The organism is Methylocystis sp. (assembly GCF_051061225.1).
In the GTDB taxonomy this organism is placed as follows: Bacteria; Pseudomonadota; Alphaproteobacteria; order Rhizobiales; family Beijerinckiaceae; genus Methylocystis.
In genome coordinates this window covers 1-14960 of record NZ_JBPFEB010000093.1, presented here as the reverse complement: position 1 = coordinate 14960, position 14960 = coordinate 1, and the positions used below count along the sequence as shown (strand labels likewise).

The 14960-nt window shown below is 62.8% G+C and carries 15 protein-coding genes; 9 read left to right on the top strand and 6 right to left on the bottom strand.

The features are described 5' to 3' along the window. Positions 1-182: 182 nt before the first annotated feature. On the top strand, positions 183-1238 hold the full coding sequence (locus tag ACR652_RS15745; RefSeq protein WP_434507425.1) for a patatin-like phospholipase family protein: 1056 nt from the start codon (positions 183-185) through the stop codon (positions 1236-1238). A 94-nt stretch (positions 1239-1332) separates the two neighbouring features. Here the strand turns inward: ACR652_RS15745 and ACR652_RS15740 are convergent, their stop codons facing one another. Both ACR652_RS15740 and ACR652_RS15735 read right to left on the bottom strand, forming a co-directional pair. Beyond that, positions 1333-1764, bottom strand: a complete 432-nt coding sequence (locus ACR652_RS15740; RefSeq protein ID WP_434507424.1) for a CBS domain-containing protein — start codon at positions 1762-1764, stop codon at positions 1333-1335. Positions 1765-1849: 85 nt separating this feature from the next. Then, positions 1850-2617: a rhomboid family intramembrane serine protease gene (locus tag ACR652_RS15735; RefSeq protein WP_434507423.1), complete on the bottom strand. Its 768-nt coding sequence runs from the start codon at positions 2615-2617 to the stop codon at positions 1850-1852. Between the two features lie 392 nt (positions 2618-3009). On the opposite strand from ACR652_RS15735, the gene ACR652_RS15730 reads away from it, so the two are divergent. Together ACR652_RS15730 and ACR652_RS15725 are read left to right on the top strand one after the other, a co-directional pair. Further along, entirely contained in the window at positions 3010-3579 is a 570-nt protein-coding gene (locus ACR652_RS15730) for a PAS domain-containing protein (protein WP_434507422.1), read from the top strand. Positions 3580-3670: 91 nt separating this feature from the next. Next, a complete protein-coding gene (locus ACR652_RS15725) occupies positions 3671-4279 on the top strand; it encodes a PilZ domain-containing protein (protein ID WP_434507421.1) in 609 nt (202 codons plus the stop codon). A gap of 19 nt (positions 4280-4298) precedes the next feature. On the opposite strand, the gene ACR652_RS15720 is transcribed toward ACR652_RS15725, so the two are convergent. The 3 genes from ACR652_RS15720 to ACR652_RS15710 form a co-directional block, all read right to left on the bottom strand. Next, on the bottom strand, positions 4299-4538 hold the full coding sequence (locus ACR652_RS15720) for a cysteine rich repeat-containing protein (protein WP_434507420.1): 240 nt from the start codon (positions 4536-4538) through the stop codon (positions 4299-4301). Between the two features lie 77 nt (positions 4539-4615). Then, the gene (locus ACR652_RS15715; protein WP_434507419.1) at positions 4616-4816 is read right to left on the bottom strand and encodes a hypothetical protein; all 201 of its coding nucleotides are present in this window, start codon (positions 4814-4816) and stop codon (positions 4616-4618) included. Positions 4817-5624: 808 nt separating this feature from the next. After that, positions 5625-5909, bottom strand: coding sequence for a hypothetical protein (locus ACR652_RS15710; protein ID WP_434507418.1), 285 nt, complete (start codon positions 5907-5909; stop codon positions 5625-5627). 239 nt (positions 5910-6148) lie between these two features. Between ACR652_RS15710 and ACR652_RS15705 the strand changes: the two genes are divergently transcribed. The 5 genes from ACR652_RS15705 to ACR652_RS15685 all read left to right on the top strand — a co-directional run bounded on the left by ACR652_RS15705 (position 6149) and on the right by ACR652_RS15685 (position 13261). After that, a complete protein-coding gene (locus ACR652_RS15705; RefSeq protein ID WP_434507417.1) occupies positions 6149-7396 on the top strand; it encodes an alpha/beta hydrolase in 1248 nt (415 codons plus the stop codon). A 374-nt stretch (positions 7397-7770) separates the two neighbouring features. Further along, entirely contained in the window at positions 7771-10770 is a 3000-nt protein-coding gene (locus tag ACR652_RS15700; protein WP_434507416.1) for a rhamnan synthesis F family protein, read from the top strand. Next, positions 10770-11792: a hypothetical protein gene (locus tag ACR652_RS15695; RefSeq protein ID WP_434507415.1), complete on the top strand. Its 1023-nt coding sequence runs from the start codon at positions 10770-10772 to the stop codon at positions 11790-11792. Before ACR652_RS15700 ends, ACR652_RS15695 begins: the two co-directional genes overlap by 1 nt. Before the next feature lie 40 nt (positions 11793-11832). Beyond that, positions 11833-12627 (top strand): class I SAM-dependent methyltransferase, encoded by a 795-nt coding sequence (locus tag ACR652_RS15690; protein WP_434507414.1) that lies wholly within the window; start codon positions 11833-11835, stop codon positions 12625-12627. A gap of 121 nt (positions 12628-12748) precedes the next feature. After that, positions 12749-13261 carry a hypothetical protein gene (locus ACR652_RS15685; RefSeq protein WP_434507413.1) on the top strand — a complete coding sequence of 171 codons (513 nt, stop codon included), beginning with the start codon at positions 12749-12751 and terminating at the stop codon, positions 13259-13261. A 74-nt stretch (positions 13262-13335) separates the two neighbouring features. On the opposite strand, the gene ACR652_RS15680 is transcribed toward ACR652_RS15685, so the two are convergent. Beyond that, a complete protein-coding gene (locus tag ACR652_RS15680; RefSeq protein ID WP_434507412.1) occupies positions 13336-13530 on the bottom strand; it encodes a hypothetical protein in 195 nt (64 codons plus the stop codon). A 449-nt stretch (positions 13531-13979) separates the two neighbouring features. On the opposite strand from ACR652_RS15680, the gene ACR652_RS15675 reads away from it, so the two are divergent. After that, complete coding sequence (locus ACR652_RS15675) at positions 13980-14855, top strand: hypothetical protein (protein WP_434507411.1); 876 nt, start codon at positions 13980-13982, stop codon at positions 14853-14855. Positions 14856-14960 lie beyond the last annotated feature (105 nt).

Below are 14960 nucleotides of genomic sequence, written 5' to 3'. Positions count from 1 at the left end.
AAAAGCGCATATCCGCCGTTCGAGCCCCGCGCCGTGAAGCGGAAACCGCGCCATTTCCGACAGCAAACGTTCGGGCGGCGGCCAGAAGGTTAACCTTCTGGCCATTTTCGAGGCGCAGCCTCGCTCCCATATAACAAAAAAACGCAAGGGTCAGAGGGGACGACTGAGCGGGACATAGTGCTATGTTATCACTGCTTAGACGCAACGACGCTTCCATCACAGGCGAACTGCGGGATGTGATGAACCCAACGGACATGAAGGAGGGCGCGCCGCCCGCGGTCCTGAACGAGGACGGAGGCGCGCGAGAACGGCCGGGCGGCCAGCCGCTGATCGGCCTTGCGCTCGGCGCCGGCGCCGCGCGGGGCTGGTCGCACATTGGCGTTCTCCGCGAACTCGCGGAGCAGGGCATACGTCCCGACATCATCGCCGGAACCTCGATCGGCGCCGTGGTTGGCGGCTGCTACGCGGCGGGCCGACTGGACCAGATCGAAACATTCGCGCGTTCGCTGACGCGGCGGCGCGTGTTCACGCTGATGGACCTGTCCTTCTCCGGCGCGAGCCTCATCACCGGCGAGCGGCTCAAGGCGGCGCTCGAGCAGGAGCTCGAGTCCCTGACCTTCGCCGATCTGCCGATTCCCTTCGCCGCCGTGGCCACCGAGGTCGGCACTGGTCACGAGGTCTGGCTTCAGAGCGGCCCGCTGGCGCAGGCGATACGCGCATCCTACGCGCTGCCGGGCATTTTCGAGCCCGTGCGCATCGGGGACCGCTGGCTGTTCGATGGCGCGCTGGTCAATCCCGTGCCGGTGACGGTCTGTCGCGCGCTCGGCGCGGAATTCGTCATCGCGGTGAATGTGACGGCCGACACGATGTATCGCGCCCGCGTGATCCGCGACGATCCGGCCGCCGCGCGTCGCGCCGCCGAGGCGGGGCCGTTTGGCGAGAAGCCCGACATTTCCTTCGTCGACCGCATTCTGCCGCGTTATTTCGACCGTCAGGCCGGCGACGCGCCGAATGTGGCGACGGCGATGATCGACGCCTTCAACATCATTCAGGACCGCATTCTGCGCTCGCGCCTCGCGGGCGATCCGCCGGACGCGACCATCACGGCGCGGATGGAAGACATCGGCATGTTCGATTTCCACAAGGCGGACCAGCTCATCAACGTTGGCCGCTCGGCCGCCAAGCGCGCCTTGCCCAACATCTTCGCGCATATCCCGATTCCCGGCGCGACAGTGTAGCGGCAGAGAGTCCCGGGGGGCGATGGAAAGCCCCTCTCGCGGGAAGCGACAGGGGCTTGTATGTCAGCATCAGGACGAACAGGAGGAGGCCCGCCTAGGCCTGCGCGATATACTCCCGCATGCAGCGGTGTTCTTCCTCGATGACCTTGATCCGGTGTTTCACCACGTCTCCGATCGAGACGAGGCCGCAGAGACGCCCGTCGCGCATCACGGGAAGATGCCGGCGACGTTCGAGCGTCATCGTCTGCATGGTCGAGTCGACCGTGTCGTTCTCATGCGCCGTCACCGGATTTTGCTGCATGTGATCGCCGACCGGCTCTTGCAGCGCCCGCGCCCCGCCGTTTGCAATCGCGCAGACGATGTCACGTTCCGACATGACGCCGACGACGGTCCCGACGCCATCCACGATGACGACCGCGCCGATGCCGTGGCGTATCAGTTCGCGCGCGATATCCTGAAGCGCCATGGTCGGCGGCGCCGTCACGACCTGGCGGCCTTTTTCAGAAAGAATCGTCAAAACGGTCATCGCTCCCTCCTCGGCTCGTCCCGCGCGCCCTCATCCCCAAGGCGCGTGGCGCGCTTGCGGCTATGGCGGCTGTTGGACGGGGCGCCTAACGGCGCCGCGCCAGGCGCTCGAAGGCGCCGAACGCAAAAAGCCCGAAGAGGAAGCCCCCGATATGCGCTTCCCAGGCGATCGGTTCGGAAGACCCCGCCGCCTCCGGGAAGGCGCCGAACAAGAAGTTCGCCCCAAACCAGACGACAAGAAAAAAGATCGCCTGCCTGTTTTCGCCGAGCTGCGAAAGAGACGCGGTCCGCGCTTCTCTTCCGTCAATTGCGCCATATTCACCCAGCCGCGCGCCGGGGGTGAATGCGAAACGCACAATCGCAGCCATTGTTCCCGAAATCGCGGCCGAGGCGCCGACCACGGGCGCCAGGTCGAGCGGGTGCAAGGCGAGATGCGTCAGCGCCCCGGCGAGGGCGCAGGCCATGAAGAACCACAGAAACAGCCAGGGTCCCAGGCGCTTGGCGACGGGCGCCCCAAAGGCCGCGAGCGTCAGGGCGTTGATCATGAGATGTGTCCAGCCGCCGTGGAGAAAGGCGTAGCTGAAAGGCGTCAGCCAGGTCGCAGGGCCGGCGCTGAGCAGGGCGACGATCTGTTCGCCGCCGTCGCCGTCGCTGATCTTCGGCCCGAGCGCAGCCAGCACGCGCTCGGGCGCAATGAGGAAGCTCAGCCGCAGCGGGATGAAGGCGAGGCTGTCGAAGAAAGGTTCGACAAGCCGCCTGGGTCCGATCGCGACGAAAAGTTGGATCGCCGCCATGGCGCCGAGGAGGGCGCTGACGACGCCCGGCAGGTTCAGAAGTCTCTCACGGTCGCGCACCCGTCCTCCGGCGTTCTTTTCTCGTCTGATCCGCTTCGTCGCATGGCGCGGCGGCAGGATCAATTTGCGCATGGAAGAGACGGGGAGAAGGACTGCGAAGATCAAGCGGAGGGGGAGCGCCGGAGCATCGCTCCCCCTCGCCAGATCCATTCGTTCCAGAGTTGGCTTTTCACGAAAAGCCAATTGCGCGGAAGCGAGGCCGGGACCGGAGCAGTTCCCCCTCGGCTCCACACCGCAAAGCTCTCACACGGCCCGCCCGCCTGCAAGGTTTCGCTTGAGAAAGGGTTAATGGCTCTACCACTGGCACGTGCAATGCTGTGGTAAAGCCATGGACGCCCGCGCAAGCGACGTCCGTTTCATTCTGGCGCAATCGACTTTGCACGGCGAGGATCATGAGACGCACAATAAATCGGGAATTATTCAATTACTGGAACACGCTGCGTGGAGAGCGCGCGGCCCCGGACCGCGCCAGCGTCGACCCGCTCGCCATACGTTCCATTTTGGCCGACACATTCATCATAGAGGTGGACGCGGACGGATTGTTTCCACTGAGGGTTGCAGGCGCGCGCGTCAATGCGCTCTGGCTGGCCGATCTGAAGGGGACGTCGTTCCTCGACCTTTGGCGCAACGAGGATCGACGCAGCGTTCACGCGGCGCTCATGTCCGTCGTCGACGGCGTCGCGCCGCTTGTCGGCGGAGCGCGCGGCTGCGCGCCAGGGGACGTTGAAATGGAAATCGAGTTCCTGCTCTTGCCGCTGCGGCATTTTGGCCGCACGCATTCGCGCGTGCTCGGGTCCCTGTCGCCCATGCGAGGCGCGGAGGCGATCGGGCAGATGCGCGTGGGGTCGCTCGAATTTCTCTCGATGCGCATGATCGACGCGCCGCGCGTCGTCGCGGCCGCCTCACGGGACGCGTCGCCCCCGCGACCCCGGCTCGTCGTCTGCAATCCGGAAAAGAGCTAGTGTTTTCAATCGAATCCAATGGCTTGTAAGCAATCCTTAAGGCAAGCGGACGTATTGAGGGAGGTCCCCGACGCCCAGAATCAGCGAAAACATGGCCGCATCCGAACCTGATTACCTGCAAGACGTCCGCGCACAGCGGCGCTTTCAGCGCGTGCCCGTGACCCTGTTCGGGCGCTACATGCTCGAATCTCGGCGGGAATTCCCTTGCCAGACGCTCGAAATGTCACCCGGGGACATGATGCTGTTCGCCCCGGTGAAAGCCCGGGTCGGGGAAAAGGTTGTGGTTTATCTCGATCAGATCGGCCGGTTCGCGGGCGTGACGGTCCGGGAGACCGAGACAGGCTTCGCCCTCACCATGTCCCTGACGCCGGCCAAGCGGGACAGGCTGGCCGACCAGCTCACCTGGTTTGCCAACCGTTACAGTTGCAGCCTGCCGGAGGATCGCCGTCACGAACGCATCGTGCCGCTGATGCAGCGCACCCTGCTGCGGTTGCCGGACGGCCAGGAGATCATCGCCAAGATCCGGGATATCTCCCTCTCCGGCGCCGGCGTCGAAACCGAGGCCCGCCCCGACATTGGGGAAAGCGTGGTCGTCGGTTCGACGCCCGCCATCATTGTCCGTCACTTCGAAGGCGGCGTGGGCGCGGAGTTTGAAACGCCGTTCCGGGCCGGCGCATTGGACGAGTCGACGCGATTGTAACGCGCCGCGCGCGGAGGCCTTACTGACCCATGCCTTTCTTCATTTTCGCGAGCCCCTGCGCGCAACCGACGCTCATCTCCTCCTTGTGACCTTTCAGGCATTTCAGAATGCGGCCGCCGCCCGGCTGAACGCCGGCGCAGAGGCGCTGGACGTCGTCCTTGCAATAGGTCAGCACGGCTTCGTCAAAAGCCGCCGCCGGCTGTGCAGCGGCCAGCAGGGGGAGCGCCAGGACGGCGAGCGCGAGAAGGCGAAGCGGCACGAGAAAACTCCTGTGCTAGCTAAAGCATTTCCAACAATAATATTTTTGGCGCCTGCCGCGCTTGCGGTCAACGCTACTCAGCCGCCGCCAATGCCCTCGATGATGCGCCCGCTGCCGTCGCACCGCGGGCAGGGCGCGTCCGCGCGCGCGCCCGTTTCCGGGTTGGTGGCCTTCCCGGTTCCGTGACATTCCGGGCAGATGTCCTCGCCCGTTCCGGGCGTGCCGGGCGCGGGATCGTCCCGCGGGGTCTTCTGGCTGACGGGCGTCCTGGCGGGCATCTCCGCCCCCACCTTCGAGGATTTGACCTTCGAGGAGGTAGGGCGGCGGGGAGCCCGGGCGAGCCCTTTGACGCAACGGCGGCCCTCCGGCTTGCCCCGGCCCTCTCCCCCGAGAAGAGGGAGGGGCGCCCCAATCCCCTCTCCCCGTTTACGGGGATTGGGTGAGGGGCAGGCCAGGGCAGGCCATCCCGAGGCTTCCGTCCGGCGCCCTACAAGGAGACTCGCACAGCGCCAGCCCTCGTTCGCGGCTTCCCGCTCGGCCTCTTGCTCGACGGAGCTTCTCAGCCGGACATAAAGGATCAGCGTGGATCGAGCGGCAGTTGCGCAAAACGCGCGCGGCGCTCGAGATCGATCAGCCGCGGTCCGGAAAGGCAAATGTCACGGCGACCCGTTACGCCGCTTGGCCTATGCCAGGCCGGCCCATCGAAATCATGCCCGTCATCTTCGAAGGTCGGAAGCCGGGTCGATCCCTCTTCGGCTCCGCGCGGGCGGCCGGCACGATCGGTTGAAGGACGAAAATCCATGTTTCCCTCCTTGTGCAGTCGTGGTCTGAAGAAGGAGGCCCTGACGCCTGCAGATGCGCAGTCTGGCGGCAAGTCAGATAAAATTCAAGAGCTTTCCGCGCGATGACGCAGCCCCCGCGACTGTGGAAAGGCGGCTCGCCCCCGGCTGGCGGAGACGAGCCGCGCCCCTGAAATGCGCCCCTGAAAACGGTCACAGGCTAGCGCTGCGCAGGCTGTTGCGCCAAGCAGAGCAATTGGTCGCGAACTCCGTTCGTCGCGAGGTGTCGCCGGAATGCAACGGTCTGTTACTTCTCCGCCGGCTGCGGCGTCGCGTCCTTCACGCATTTCCTGGTGAAACTGGCGCGCGCCGCCCCGGAGAGTTTCTTCTCGGCCGCCGCGGCCTCGCAGCCAGCCGTGGCGGCGTCACGCTCGCACTTCTTCATGAAGCTGTTCAGCGCCGCGCCCGCGAGCTTCTTTTCGACAGCCTGCGCCGCGCAGTCGGGCGCGGCGGGAACAGGCGATTGCGCGACGGCAAGCGCGCTCCAGCAAAAGCTTACGGCGCAGGTCAGCGCAAAGGCGAGGCTTCTCATGATCGAACTCCTTCCAGGCGGCGCGGGCGGCGTCATCCGAGCCGGCGCCCGCCGCCCTCGACCGCACTTTAGGCGCCGCCGCCCAGGAACGCCACCGCCGCCGCCAGCGCGGGGCAGGGGGGCGCCGATCATGCCTTGAAACTTTCTGGCGCCCGGATGCGCGGTTGCTGGCGATGTTTTTAACAAAATGTGCTACGTCAAGTTACTGTCTGGTTTCCCGACTTATTTGCAGGAAGCGTATGCTGAACAACGGCCGTCCTTCACAATGGGCGCGCGCGAGCGTCGCGGCGGCGGCGCTGGCGCTCTCGGCCTGCCTTTCGCCCCAGCCGGACAGCTTCCTTGCCGTCGCTCACAAGAACCGCCCGGCAGTCGACGTTTTTTACGTGACAAACCGCGCTCCGGTGACTCATGAGAACGGCGCGCACTCCTATGGAGCCGGGCGTTCCCATTCGCTGGCGTTCGGCTCCGTGACGGTTGCGGGCCATGAGGCGGCGGAGGCCGTCGTCGCCGAGCCACAGGAAATCGGGCGTTTCCCGGCGACGCCCTATGATATCGAACCCGCCCCCGGCGGCATGCGCCGCGCCTCGGAAACGATTGCCGCCCACGAGCAATCCCTTGCGCAGTTGCAGGCCGAACTGCAGCGGCGGGTGGCCGCGTCCCGGCGCAAGGAAGTCGTTGTTTTCATACATGGTTACAATAACAGTTTCGATGACGCCGCGAAATCCACCGGCCAGATTTGCAACGATCTCGGCCCCGAGGATTTCACCTGCGTCGCGCTGACCTGGCCGGCCGGCGGTTCGAAGGGCATCCTGTTCGGTTACAATGTCGATCGCGAGTCCGGCGAGTTCGCCGTGATCGACGTGCGCAAGTCGATCCGCATGATCGCGGGCACGCCGGGGTTGCAGAAAATCCACTTTCTCGCCCATAGCCGCGGCACGGACGTGCTGACCTCGGCGCTGCAGCACCTCAACATCGAAAGCTATGTGGCGCAGGGCTCGCTTTGGTCGCGTTTGCGGATCGCGAACATCATCCTGGCGGCGCCGGACATTGATATCGATGTCGCGCTGTCCAGGCTGCTCGGCGTCCCGTCCGATCCGGACATGCCGTTCGGCGCCGCGCCACTGCGATCGAAGGTCTTCAAATCCGGCGCTCTGCATTTCACGATCTATTCGTCTCTCTCGGACCGGGCGCTGCGCATGTCCACCTTTCTGTTCGGGAGCGCGCTGCGGCTTGGCATGCTGGACGCCCATTCCGAACCCGATGAAATGCGCATGCTCCCGCATGTCGCCGGCGCCGCGGATTTCATCGGCGTGCAGGGGGGCGGCGGGTTAATCGGACACAGCTATTTCCTCTCGGACCCAGCAGTGCGGTCCGATCTGGTGGCCTTGATCCGCGACAGCAAAAAACCCGGCGAAGAGGGGCGGCCGATGCAGGAAGTCAGCAAACCATTCTGGTTCCTTCCCGATCGGCCCTCGGGAGCGCAATAGGCGCAGGCGCGCTTCGCTTCACCGGCCGTTCACCTCGTCCGGCGCGGGGCAATTCGAGGCAAGCGGAGAGACGCCAGGCGTGGGACAGCGCGTGTGGAAATTCATCGCGCAGCCGCCCAAAGCCAGCGAAAAGACGGCGGTCAACGCCAGTGTAACGATCTGTTTCCTTGCCACGACCCTCTCAATCCGGCTTTGCGGCGAACGGCTTCGAGCGATGGCGTCGCTTTCCATTCCTGCGCCATCAAGAGCGACCATCACGGCGGAATGGTGGCGTTCGCCAATATAACTAAGACTTGACCATTCGACGCTTTTTCCGTCAATAACGTCCCGGCCGGCGTAATCGCCGTCGACAATCGGGACTCTGGACAGGCGTCGTGAAAGCTCGAACGCACATCAAGACCGCTGTGCGGGCTTCGGACAAGGCGATCGGCTGGGTCGTGCGCCAATTTCTCTCTCCGAAACCGTTCATCGACGCGAACTGGTACTCCCGACGCTATCTGGATGGCGACGCGAGCGATCCGTTTCACCACTACATGAAAATTGGCTGGAAGCTGGGGTATCGGCCAAACCCGTTTCTGGACGCGCTCTGGTATCGCAGGCGGTATGGCTGCGTCGGCAACCCGCTGCTCCACTACATTCGCCGGGGCGCCCGTCATCCGCACCCGCTCTTCGACGCGCGATGGTATCTTGAGAGATATCCTGACGTGGCGCGGCGTCGCTGCGATCCACTTCTCCATTTTCTCTGCTTTGGCAGATATGAAGGGCGAAGTCCTCATCCGCTGTTCAACTCCGAATGGTACGCCGCGCGCTACGCGCAGGACGGCGCGGCGGATGATCCCTTTCTTCATTATCTGGAGAAAGGGGCGGCCGGGCGGCTTGATCCGCACCCGCTGTTCGATGCGGCATGGTATGTCGAACACAACCCGGAAATCGCGGCGACCGGCGCTTGCGCATTGACGCATTTTGTCGAGGAAGGCGGGCTGAGAGGGCGATCGCCGCATCCGCTGTTCGATGCTGGCTGGTATCTGCGCCAATATCCTGACGTTGCGCAGGCGAAGGTCAATCCGCTGACGCATTATCTGCAGGCGGGCGCATCCGAAGGCCGTGATCCGCATCCGCACTTTCAGACGTCGTGGCGCCGGGACGCCTATCTTGGCGACGGCGACGCCAATCCGCTTTTGCACTTCGTCGAGTCAGACGACATTGGGGCAAAGCCCAATTTCATCTTCGACCCGATCTGGTATGAACGGACGCACAGACACCTGATCCCCGAAGGGGAGCGGCCACTTTCGCATTTCTTGAGGATTGGTCGCTTCGCCGGCCTTCGGCCTGGTCCCTTCTTCGATCCTCACGCCTATGGCCTGTCAACGAAGACGCAGGCCGCCGATCCGCTCGCTGCGTTTCTGCATGACGTTCGACTTGGTCATGGCGTCGAACGAGCCAGCATTGGGCGGATGTTGCTGGCGCCGCTTTCCTTGACGCCCGCTCCCACGAAACGACCAAACTGGCCGCGCGTCGCCGTGCATGTTCATGCTTTCTATCTTGATCTGGCTCCAAAGCTGGCCGGGGCGCTTGCTCACATTCCCTTTCCATTTGATCTCTACGTGACGATCACGAATCCGAACGGCCGGGAGACGGTCGAGCACATTTTTTCGGCCATGCCCCGGCTCGAGCGTTTGCAAATCATCGTGACGGAAAACCGGGGGCGAGACATTGCGCCCTTTCTTGTCGCCTGTGGCGAGGCGCTTGCTCACTATGAGTACATCCTTCACCTTCACACGAAGAAATCACTTCACAACGAACGTCTTTCAGGCTGGCTGGATTATCTCATCGAGACTCTGCTTGGCTCGCCGGAAAATGTCGCCGCGCTGATCGGGACGTTTGAGTCGAAGCCGAATCTCGGCGTTCTCTACCCTGCGACCTACGCGCCCGTACGGCCTTTCATGCGCCTTGGCGGCAATGCCTCTGCCGCGCAAACCGTTCTGAAGAGAATTGGCGTCAGGCCGGAAGCGATCGATCCTCTGGTCTATTCGTCCTTTCCATCTGGCTCCATGTGCTGGATGCGCGGCGAGGTGATGCGCTCAATGAACCGGCTTGGTCTCGCCTGGGGAGATTTCCCGGAAGAGTCGGGGCAGGTTGACGGCACGATGGCGCATGCGATCGAGCGGCGTTTCCCGATCTTCGCGCTGAACGAAAACCTGGACTCAGCGCCCTATGTCAGCGACCTCTTCGACGAAGCCGGCGCCTGGAGGGCTCGAGACGATATGGCGTGCGACGTGCTGATGATCGATCACGATATCGGCGGCGGCGCGAACATCTTTCTGCAGAGCCTGATCGCGGAATATCAGGCGCAGAATCGGAGCGTCATTCGCCTTTACCGAGATCCCACGCTTGGCAGGCCTGTGTACGAGGAGATCAGGCCGGGGTCGAGGCGCTTTCTTCTCGGCGCGCCCGGAGAGAGCTTTGGTCAGGCCTTTGCCCGATGCCGGCCAAAGGAGGTCGTTATCAACTCGCTTTACGGGATCTATCGCGAACTCGGCGGCTTCGTAGCCGCGCTCGAGAACATGCGAAAAGGGAATGATGCGCCCGTCCGTCTGATGATGCACGACTTTCTTCTTGCCTGCCCCTCGCAACATCTGCTCGACGCGTCCCAGAAATACTGCGGTCTTCCTGCCATCGAGTCCGTGAAATGCCGCGAATGCGTCTGTCTCAATGAGAACATCGCTCCCGAATGGCGAGAAACGTTCCAGATGTCGACATGGCGCCTGCTCTCACAGTCGCTCATCGACCTGTGTGACGAAGTCAGAGTGTTTGACGAAACCGGCGAGGAAATCCTCTCGCGCATATTCGACATACCGACGCATATCCGCAGAATTGCGCCGCATCGCCCGAGTCGGACGCTGCGACCTGTCAGAATATTGAACAGGGACCGGCTAACGATCGCCATACTCGGAACCCTGACGTTTGCGAAAGGATTGGACGTCGTCAATTCGCTCGCACGCCATGCCCGGATGAAGCGTCTGGATTGCGCGATCGTCGTCATCGGCGACGTGCGCGCCACCGTGGATCCTTTCGTGCAGGTGCATGGAGCCTATGAGGCGCAGCGCCTTCCGGACATCATGGAAGCTTATGGGATCAATCTTGTGTTCATCAGCTCCGTCGTGCCGGAGACATTCTGCTATGCGTTGAGTGAGGCGATGGAGATGCGCATGCCCATCGTTGCTCATGATCTCGGAGCGCAGGGCAGGCGTGTGCGGCGCTACGAACGAGGGATGGTTATTGCGCCTGACTCTCCTGTTGAAGAAATCTTCCGATCGCTGGCGGCTTGCTGGCGGCGCTTCGCTGTGACAGCGGCAGAGGAGCGCGCGCTCTGATGCTGGTCTACACGTCGATTACCAAGAGTTATCTTCCGAAAGCGCGCGTGCTCGGGCGATCGCTGAAGCGGCACAATCCGGATTGGCGGCTGTGCGTCATTCTCTGTGATACGCCTCCGGCCGGATTCGATGTGTCTGCCGAGCCTTTCGATGAACTGGTGACTCTCGATCAGCTCGGACTCCCCAACTGGAAGGCTTGGGCGTTTGGGCATGACGTTGTCGAACTCTGCACCGGCGTCAAGGGCGCGGCGGCGAAGCTGCTCGCCGATCGCGACGGCGAGGACCGTCTCATCTATCTCGATCCGGACATCCTGGTCTGCGCACCCTTGCAGCCGCTCGCCGAGCTGCTTGACCATCACGAGATTGTGCTGACGCCTCATCTCCTCGATCCGGAATCTGACCCGCAGGCGGTCGTCGACAATGAGATTTGCGTCTTGCGACACGGCGTCTTCAATCTCGGGTTTCTCGGCGTCCGCATGAAAGGGCAGGGGCGTCGCTTCATCGATTGGTGGTCGGCGCGACTCGAGCGACATTGCCTCGCCGATCCGCAGAACGGCTTGTTCACGGATCAGAAATGGGTGGACCTCGCTCCCGCGTTTTTTGATGGCGTATACGTGGTACGCGACAAGGGATGCAATGTCGCGACCTGGAACATTCATCGCCGTCCGATAAGACGGAACGGGGACGGGCTGCTGGAGGCTGGCGGCGCGCGCCTTCGGTTCTATCACTTTACAGGCTATGACAGTGGCGATGGTCGAGGCATGCTGCTGAAATATGCCGGGCAACAGATCGAAGCGCTCGAACTCTGGGACGCCTACGGCAGGGAACTGGCGGCCAATGGCCATCGCGACCCCGCGCTGGATCATTTCGCTTATGGATTCTTCTCGAACGGCGCGCCGATCGACAAAAGGCTTCGTCGCCTGTATCGAGCGCGCCCGGATTTGCAGGAAGCGTTTCCGGACCCATTCGAAGTAAGAAAATGGTCTCTGTACAACTGGTGGCGAGAGGAGCAAAGGTCATAACCATGAAGCAGATTGACCTCATCCACGCGGAGAAAAAGCGGTGAAGGCGCGGCGGCTGCGTATTCCGGTGAGCTATCCCTATCGCAATGTCTTCGACGTTGTTTCGGGGCGTGACCAGATGCTGGCAGGAGAGGATCACGGCCACTACCTCGGGGTCGGGCTGTCGGCTCTCGCCAACATCTCTCTGGCTCTCAAGACCTGCGGACTGCCGACGCCTGAAAGCATCCTCGATTTGCCTTGTGGCCACGGACGCGTGAGTCGGGCGCTGAAAGCGGCGTTTCCGGAGAGTGCGCTTTACGTCTCTGATATCGATCAGGATTGCGTCGAGTTCTGTGCAGACGCCTTTGGAGCGCACGGACTTTCCTCGCATGCGGAGTTCAGCTCGCTTGCATTTGGCCGGCAGTTTGATCTCATCTGGGTCGGCTCGTTGGTCACACATCTGCCAGCGGGGGCGATTGCGGCGTTTTTCGAGTTCGTCTTGCGGCATCTCACAGAGAGAGGCGTCGCTGTCGTTTCCTTGCATGGACCTTATGTGGCAGGGCGAATTGTGACGTCTCTGCTTCAGGGGGGCGAGGCCTATGGCGTCGACAATGCCGCCGGCTGGCGGATGGCCGAGTCTTATTTCCAGACGGGTTTCGGCTACGCGGATTACCCCGGCGCCGATCTCGACGTTCAGCACTATGGGGTCTCTCTGGCGTCGCCACGATGGACGTTGAAAGTGGTGAGACGATGCAGCGGCGCCATCGTGTCTTATCAGGAGCACGCATGGGATCGTCATCACGACGTCGTCGCGTTCACACGCTCGCGTCCGCCGTCCGGCCGGCCGGGAGAGTAGGATTTGAGAATGCGCGGCCAACCTGTCGCAGCGGCGATCGGGCCGGATAGGTTATCAGTTCATTAATTTGCATAAGTTATGTCTATTGTTTGCAAATAAGGTGGTGCGACAGGGTTGGGCGATGTTCGGTCCGCTGGAGGACGAGACGGTTCAGTTCGGCGTGATTGGCGCTGCGTCGGTGTGGATCATCGTGTTTCTGACATCCATCGTCTCCGGGACACTGCCTGATGTCGCGTCGCGCGCGACAACCAACCAGATTGAAATGACAAAGGAGTCGGTCGACGCCTTGAACGCCGGGTCCAGCGCGCCGGCCGCGGAGTCGACGCTGCCCATCGCGGAGGACGCGAGACAGGCGGCAGTGCAGTTGGAAGCGAACCAGCCTTCCGCCGCAGTGGCGGACGTTCAGAAGACCTTGGCCAGCATCAGGCCGTCCTTGTCCGCCGAATCGGCAAATGATGTGGACGCTTCAGAAAGGGGCGGGCGTGCGGCCGAAGGGCGGCGCTCGCAGAGTCATGCAGGCGCGCGGGCTGGAAGACTTCCGCCGAGGAAGCGGATGTTCTCATCTGGCAGGAGCACGACAGCGCCGCCAGAGTGGCAGGCTCCGCTGCCCAACAAGAAGAGTCAGGATCCCTAAGGCCACGCTCGAGCAGGCGCGACAGGGAGGCGCTGCGTCCATCACGCAGCGCCTTTCGCTCGCGACCCGAGACGTTACGATCTTGCGCGCTTCCTTCTTGCGATCGGCGCGCGCGGCGCCACGGGCTCAATCACCTCCACGCAGCCGGGAAATGTAAACAGGCCCATGAGCGGATCCGGCGCCCAGCCGTCGCCGCAGGGGCTGTTTTGTTGGCGAATCATGCCTTCCAGCACGACGATTCCGGTCGCGCCCATGTCCGCCTGGGCCATCGCCGAAGGCGCCTCGGCGCAAAGGAGGCACAAAATTAGGGAAGATGCGGCAATTGCCTTGGAAAATGTCACGGCGTGTTCTCCGGTCAACGCTGCCCGAATTTATGCGGCGGGCGCTGCGGGAAAACAAGAAGGCATAGAGGCACGCTGACGAGGCAGCCCGGCGTTGCCCGTTCAATTGTCAAGGTTCAGCCTGACCCAGGCCGTGGGATTTTCACCCTGCAAATCAGTTGGATACCGGCCGTTCAGCGGCATGCACACCCCTGAAATTGGAACGCATTCACTGTTAAAGTCGTGACATTATGGCCACATCCTGGGTGAAACCCGGTTTCATTTTCTTTTGTCACTAGACGAAACTGACCCTGATCGATCTATTGTCGACGCAGATGGCCGGCGCAAATGGTCATCCCCTCGCATCAGCGAAAAAAGTCTTACAAAGGGATCCTGTCATGAAGAAGCTCTCTCTTGTTGCGATTGCCACCGTTCTTGCGGCCCCGGCCTTCGCCGGCGACGTCGGCGTTCAGGTTGGCCCGAACCTGTCCTCCGCCAACGGCGTGAACATCGGCAGCGTCACCAACATCGGCGTGAACAACCTCGGCGCGGTCGTGCAGAACGCTGGCTTCGTCGGCGGCGGCGTCGTCCATCTCGACCGTGAAGCCATCAACCAGGAGCATGCGCGCGTCGACATCGATCCGGGCGCCTTCACGATCGGCAGCATCGTCGCCTCGGGCAACGGCGGCAACGGCGGTCACGTTGACGTGATTGCGGTGAACGCGGCTGTGGCTCTGTCGAGCAACGAAATCAACCAGGGCGGCATCGCCGGCGCGATCGCGATCCCGGTGGCTGTTGCTGGCCAGGGCGTGGCTCTGCAGGACGCGGACCACAACTTCCTGCCCATCAACGCTGGCGTGGGCGTTGGCCGCAACGAGGCCGAGGCTGGCGCGAAGGTCGGCGCGCTTCAGGCGAATCTGGCTTCGCAGAAGTCGATCACCCTCGCGGGCGCCTCGCAGGACGGCATCGGCAACGGCATCGACGCCAATGGCGGCCGCGGCTCGGCCTTCATCGTCACGATCGGCTCGAACAACACCCACATCGACAACACCTCGGTGTCGAAGATCTCCATCGACTCGACGGTCAACGTCGCCGATCGTGGCGGCGTCGCTGGCGGCCTGAAGCTCGACCATGTCGGCAACACGCTCGACGTCACCAAGGTCGACGTGACGAAGATCAACGACTCGTTCAATGGCAACGCCATTGCGGTCGACGACTCCTTCGCCGGCGCGCTGACCGCCAACGGCAACACCGTCGGTGGTCATCATCACTAATTGAAACGCGGGGCGCCGTTTCGCTTCACTGGCGGAACGGCGTCCCCTTTCGGGGCGTAGGTCTGCGTTCTGCAAATTTCGTTCGGGAACCCTCTCATGAAGTCA

Coding starts and splice junctions, on each gene's coding strand:
- ACR652_RS15685 (WP_434507413.1), top strand. CDS start 12,749: ATGTTCGGTCCGCTGGAGGACGAGACGGTTCAGTTCGGCGTGATTGGC.
- ACR652_RS15715 (WP_434507419.1), bottom strand. CDS start 4,816: ATGCCCGCCAGGACGCCCGTCAGCCAGAAGACCCCGCGGGACGATCCC.
- ACR652_RS15675 (WP_434507411.1), top strand. CDS start 13,980: ATGAAGAAGCTCTCTCTTGTTGCGATTGCCACCGTTCTTGCGGCCCCG.
- ACR652_RS15740 (WP_434507424.1), bottom strand. CDS start 1,764: ATGACCGTTTTGACGATTCTTTCTGAAAAAGGCCGCCAGGTCGTGACG.
- ACR652_RS15680 (WP_434507412.1), bottom strand. CDS start 13,530: ATGGCCCAGGCGGACATGGGCGCGACCGGAATCGTCGTGCTGGAAGGC.
- ACR652_RS15730 (WP_434507422.1), top strand. CDS start 3,010: ATGAGACGCACAATAAATCGGGAATTATTCAATTACTGGAACACGCTG.
- ACR652_RS15725 (WP_434507421.1), top strand. CDS start 3,671: ATGGCCGCATCCGAACCTGATTACCTGCAAGACGTCCGCGCACAGCGG.
- ACR652_RS15710 (WP_434507418.1), bottom strand. CDS start 5,909: ATGAGAAGCCTCGCCTTTGCGCTGACCTGCGCCGTAAGCTTTTGCTGG.
- ACR652_RS15745 (WP_434507425.1), top strand. CDS start 183: ATGTTATCACTGCTTAGACGCAACGACGCTTCCATCACAGGCGAACTG.
- ACR652_RS15705 (WP_434507417.1), top strand. CDS start 6,149: ATGCTGAACAACGGCCGTCCTTCACAATGGGCGCGCGCGAGCGTCGCG.
- ACR652_RS15695 (WP_434507415.1), top strand. CDS start 10,770: ATGCTGGTCTACACGTCGATTACCAAGAGTTATCTTCCGAAAGCGCGC.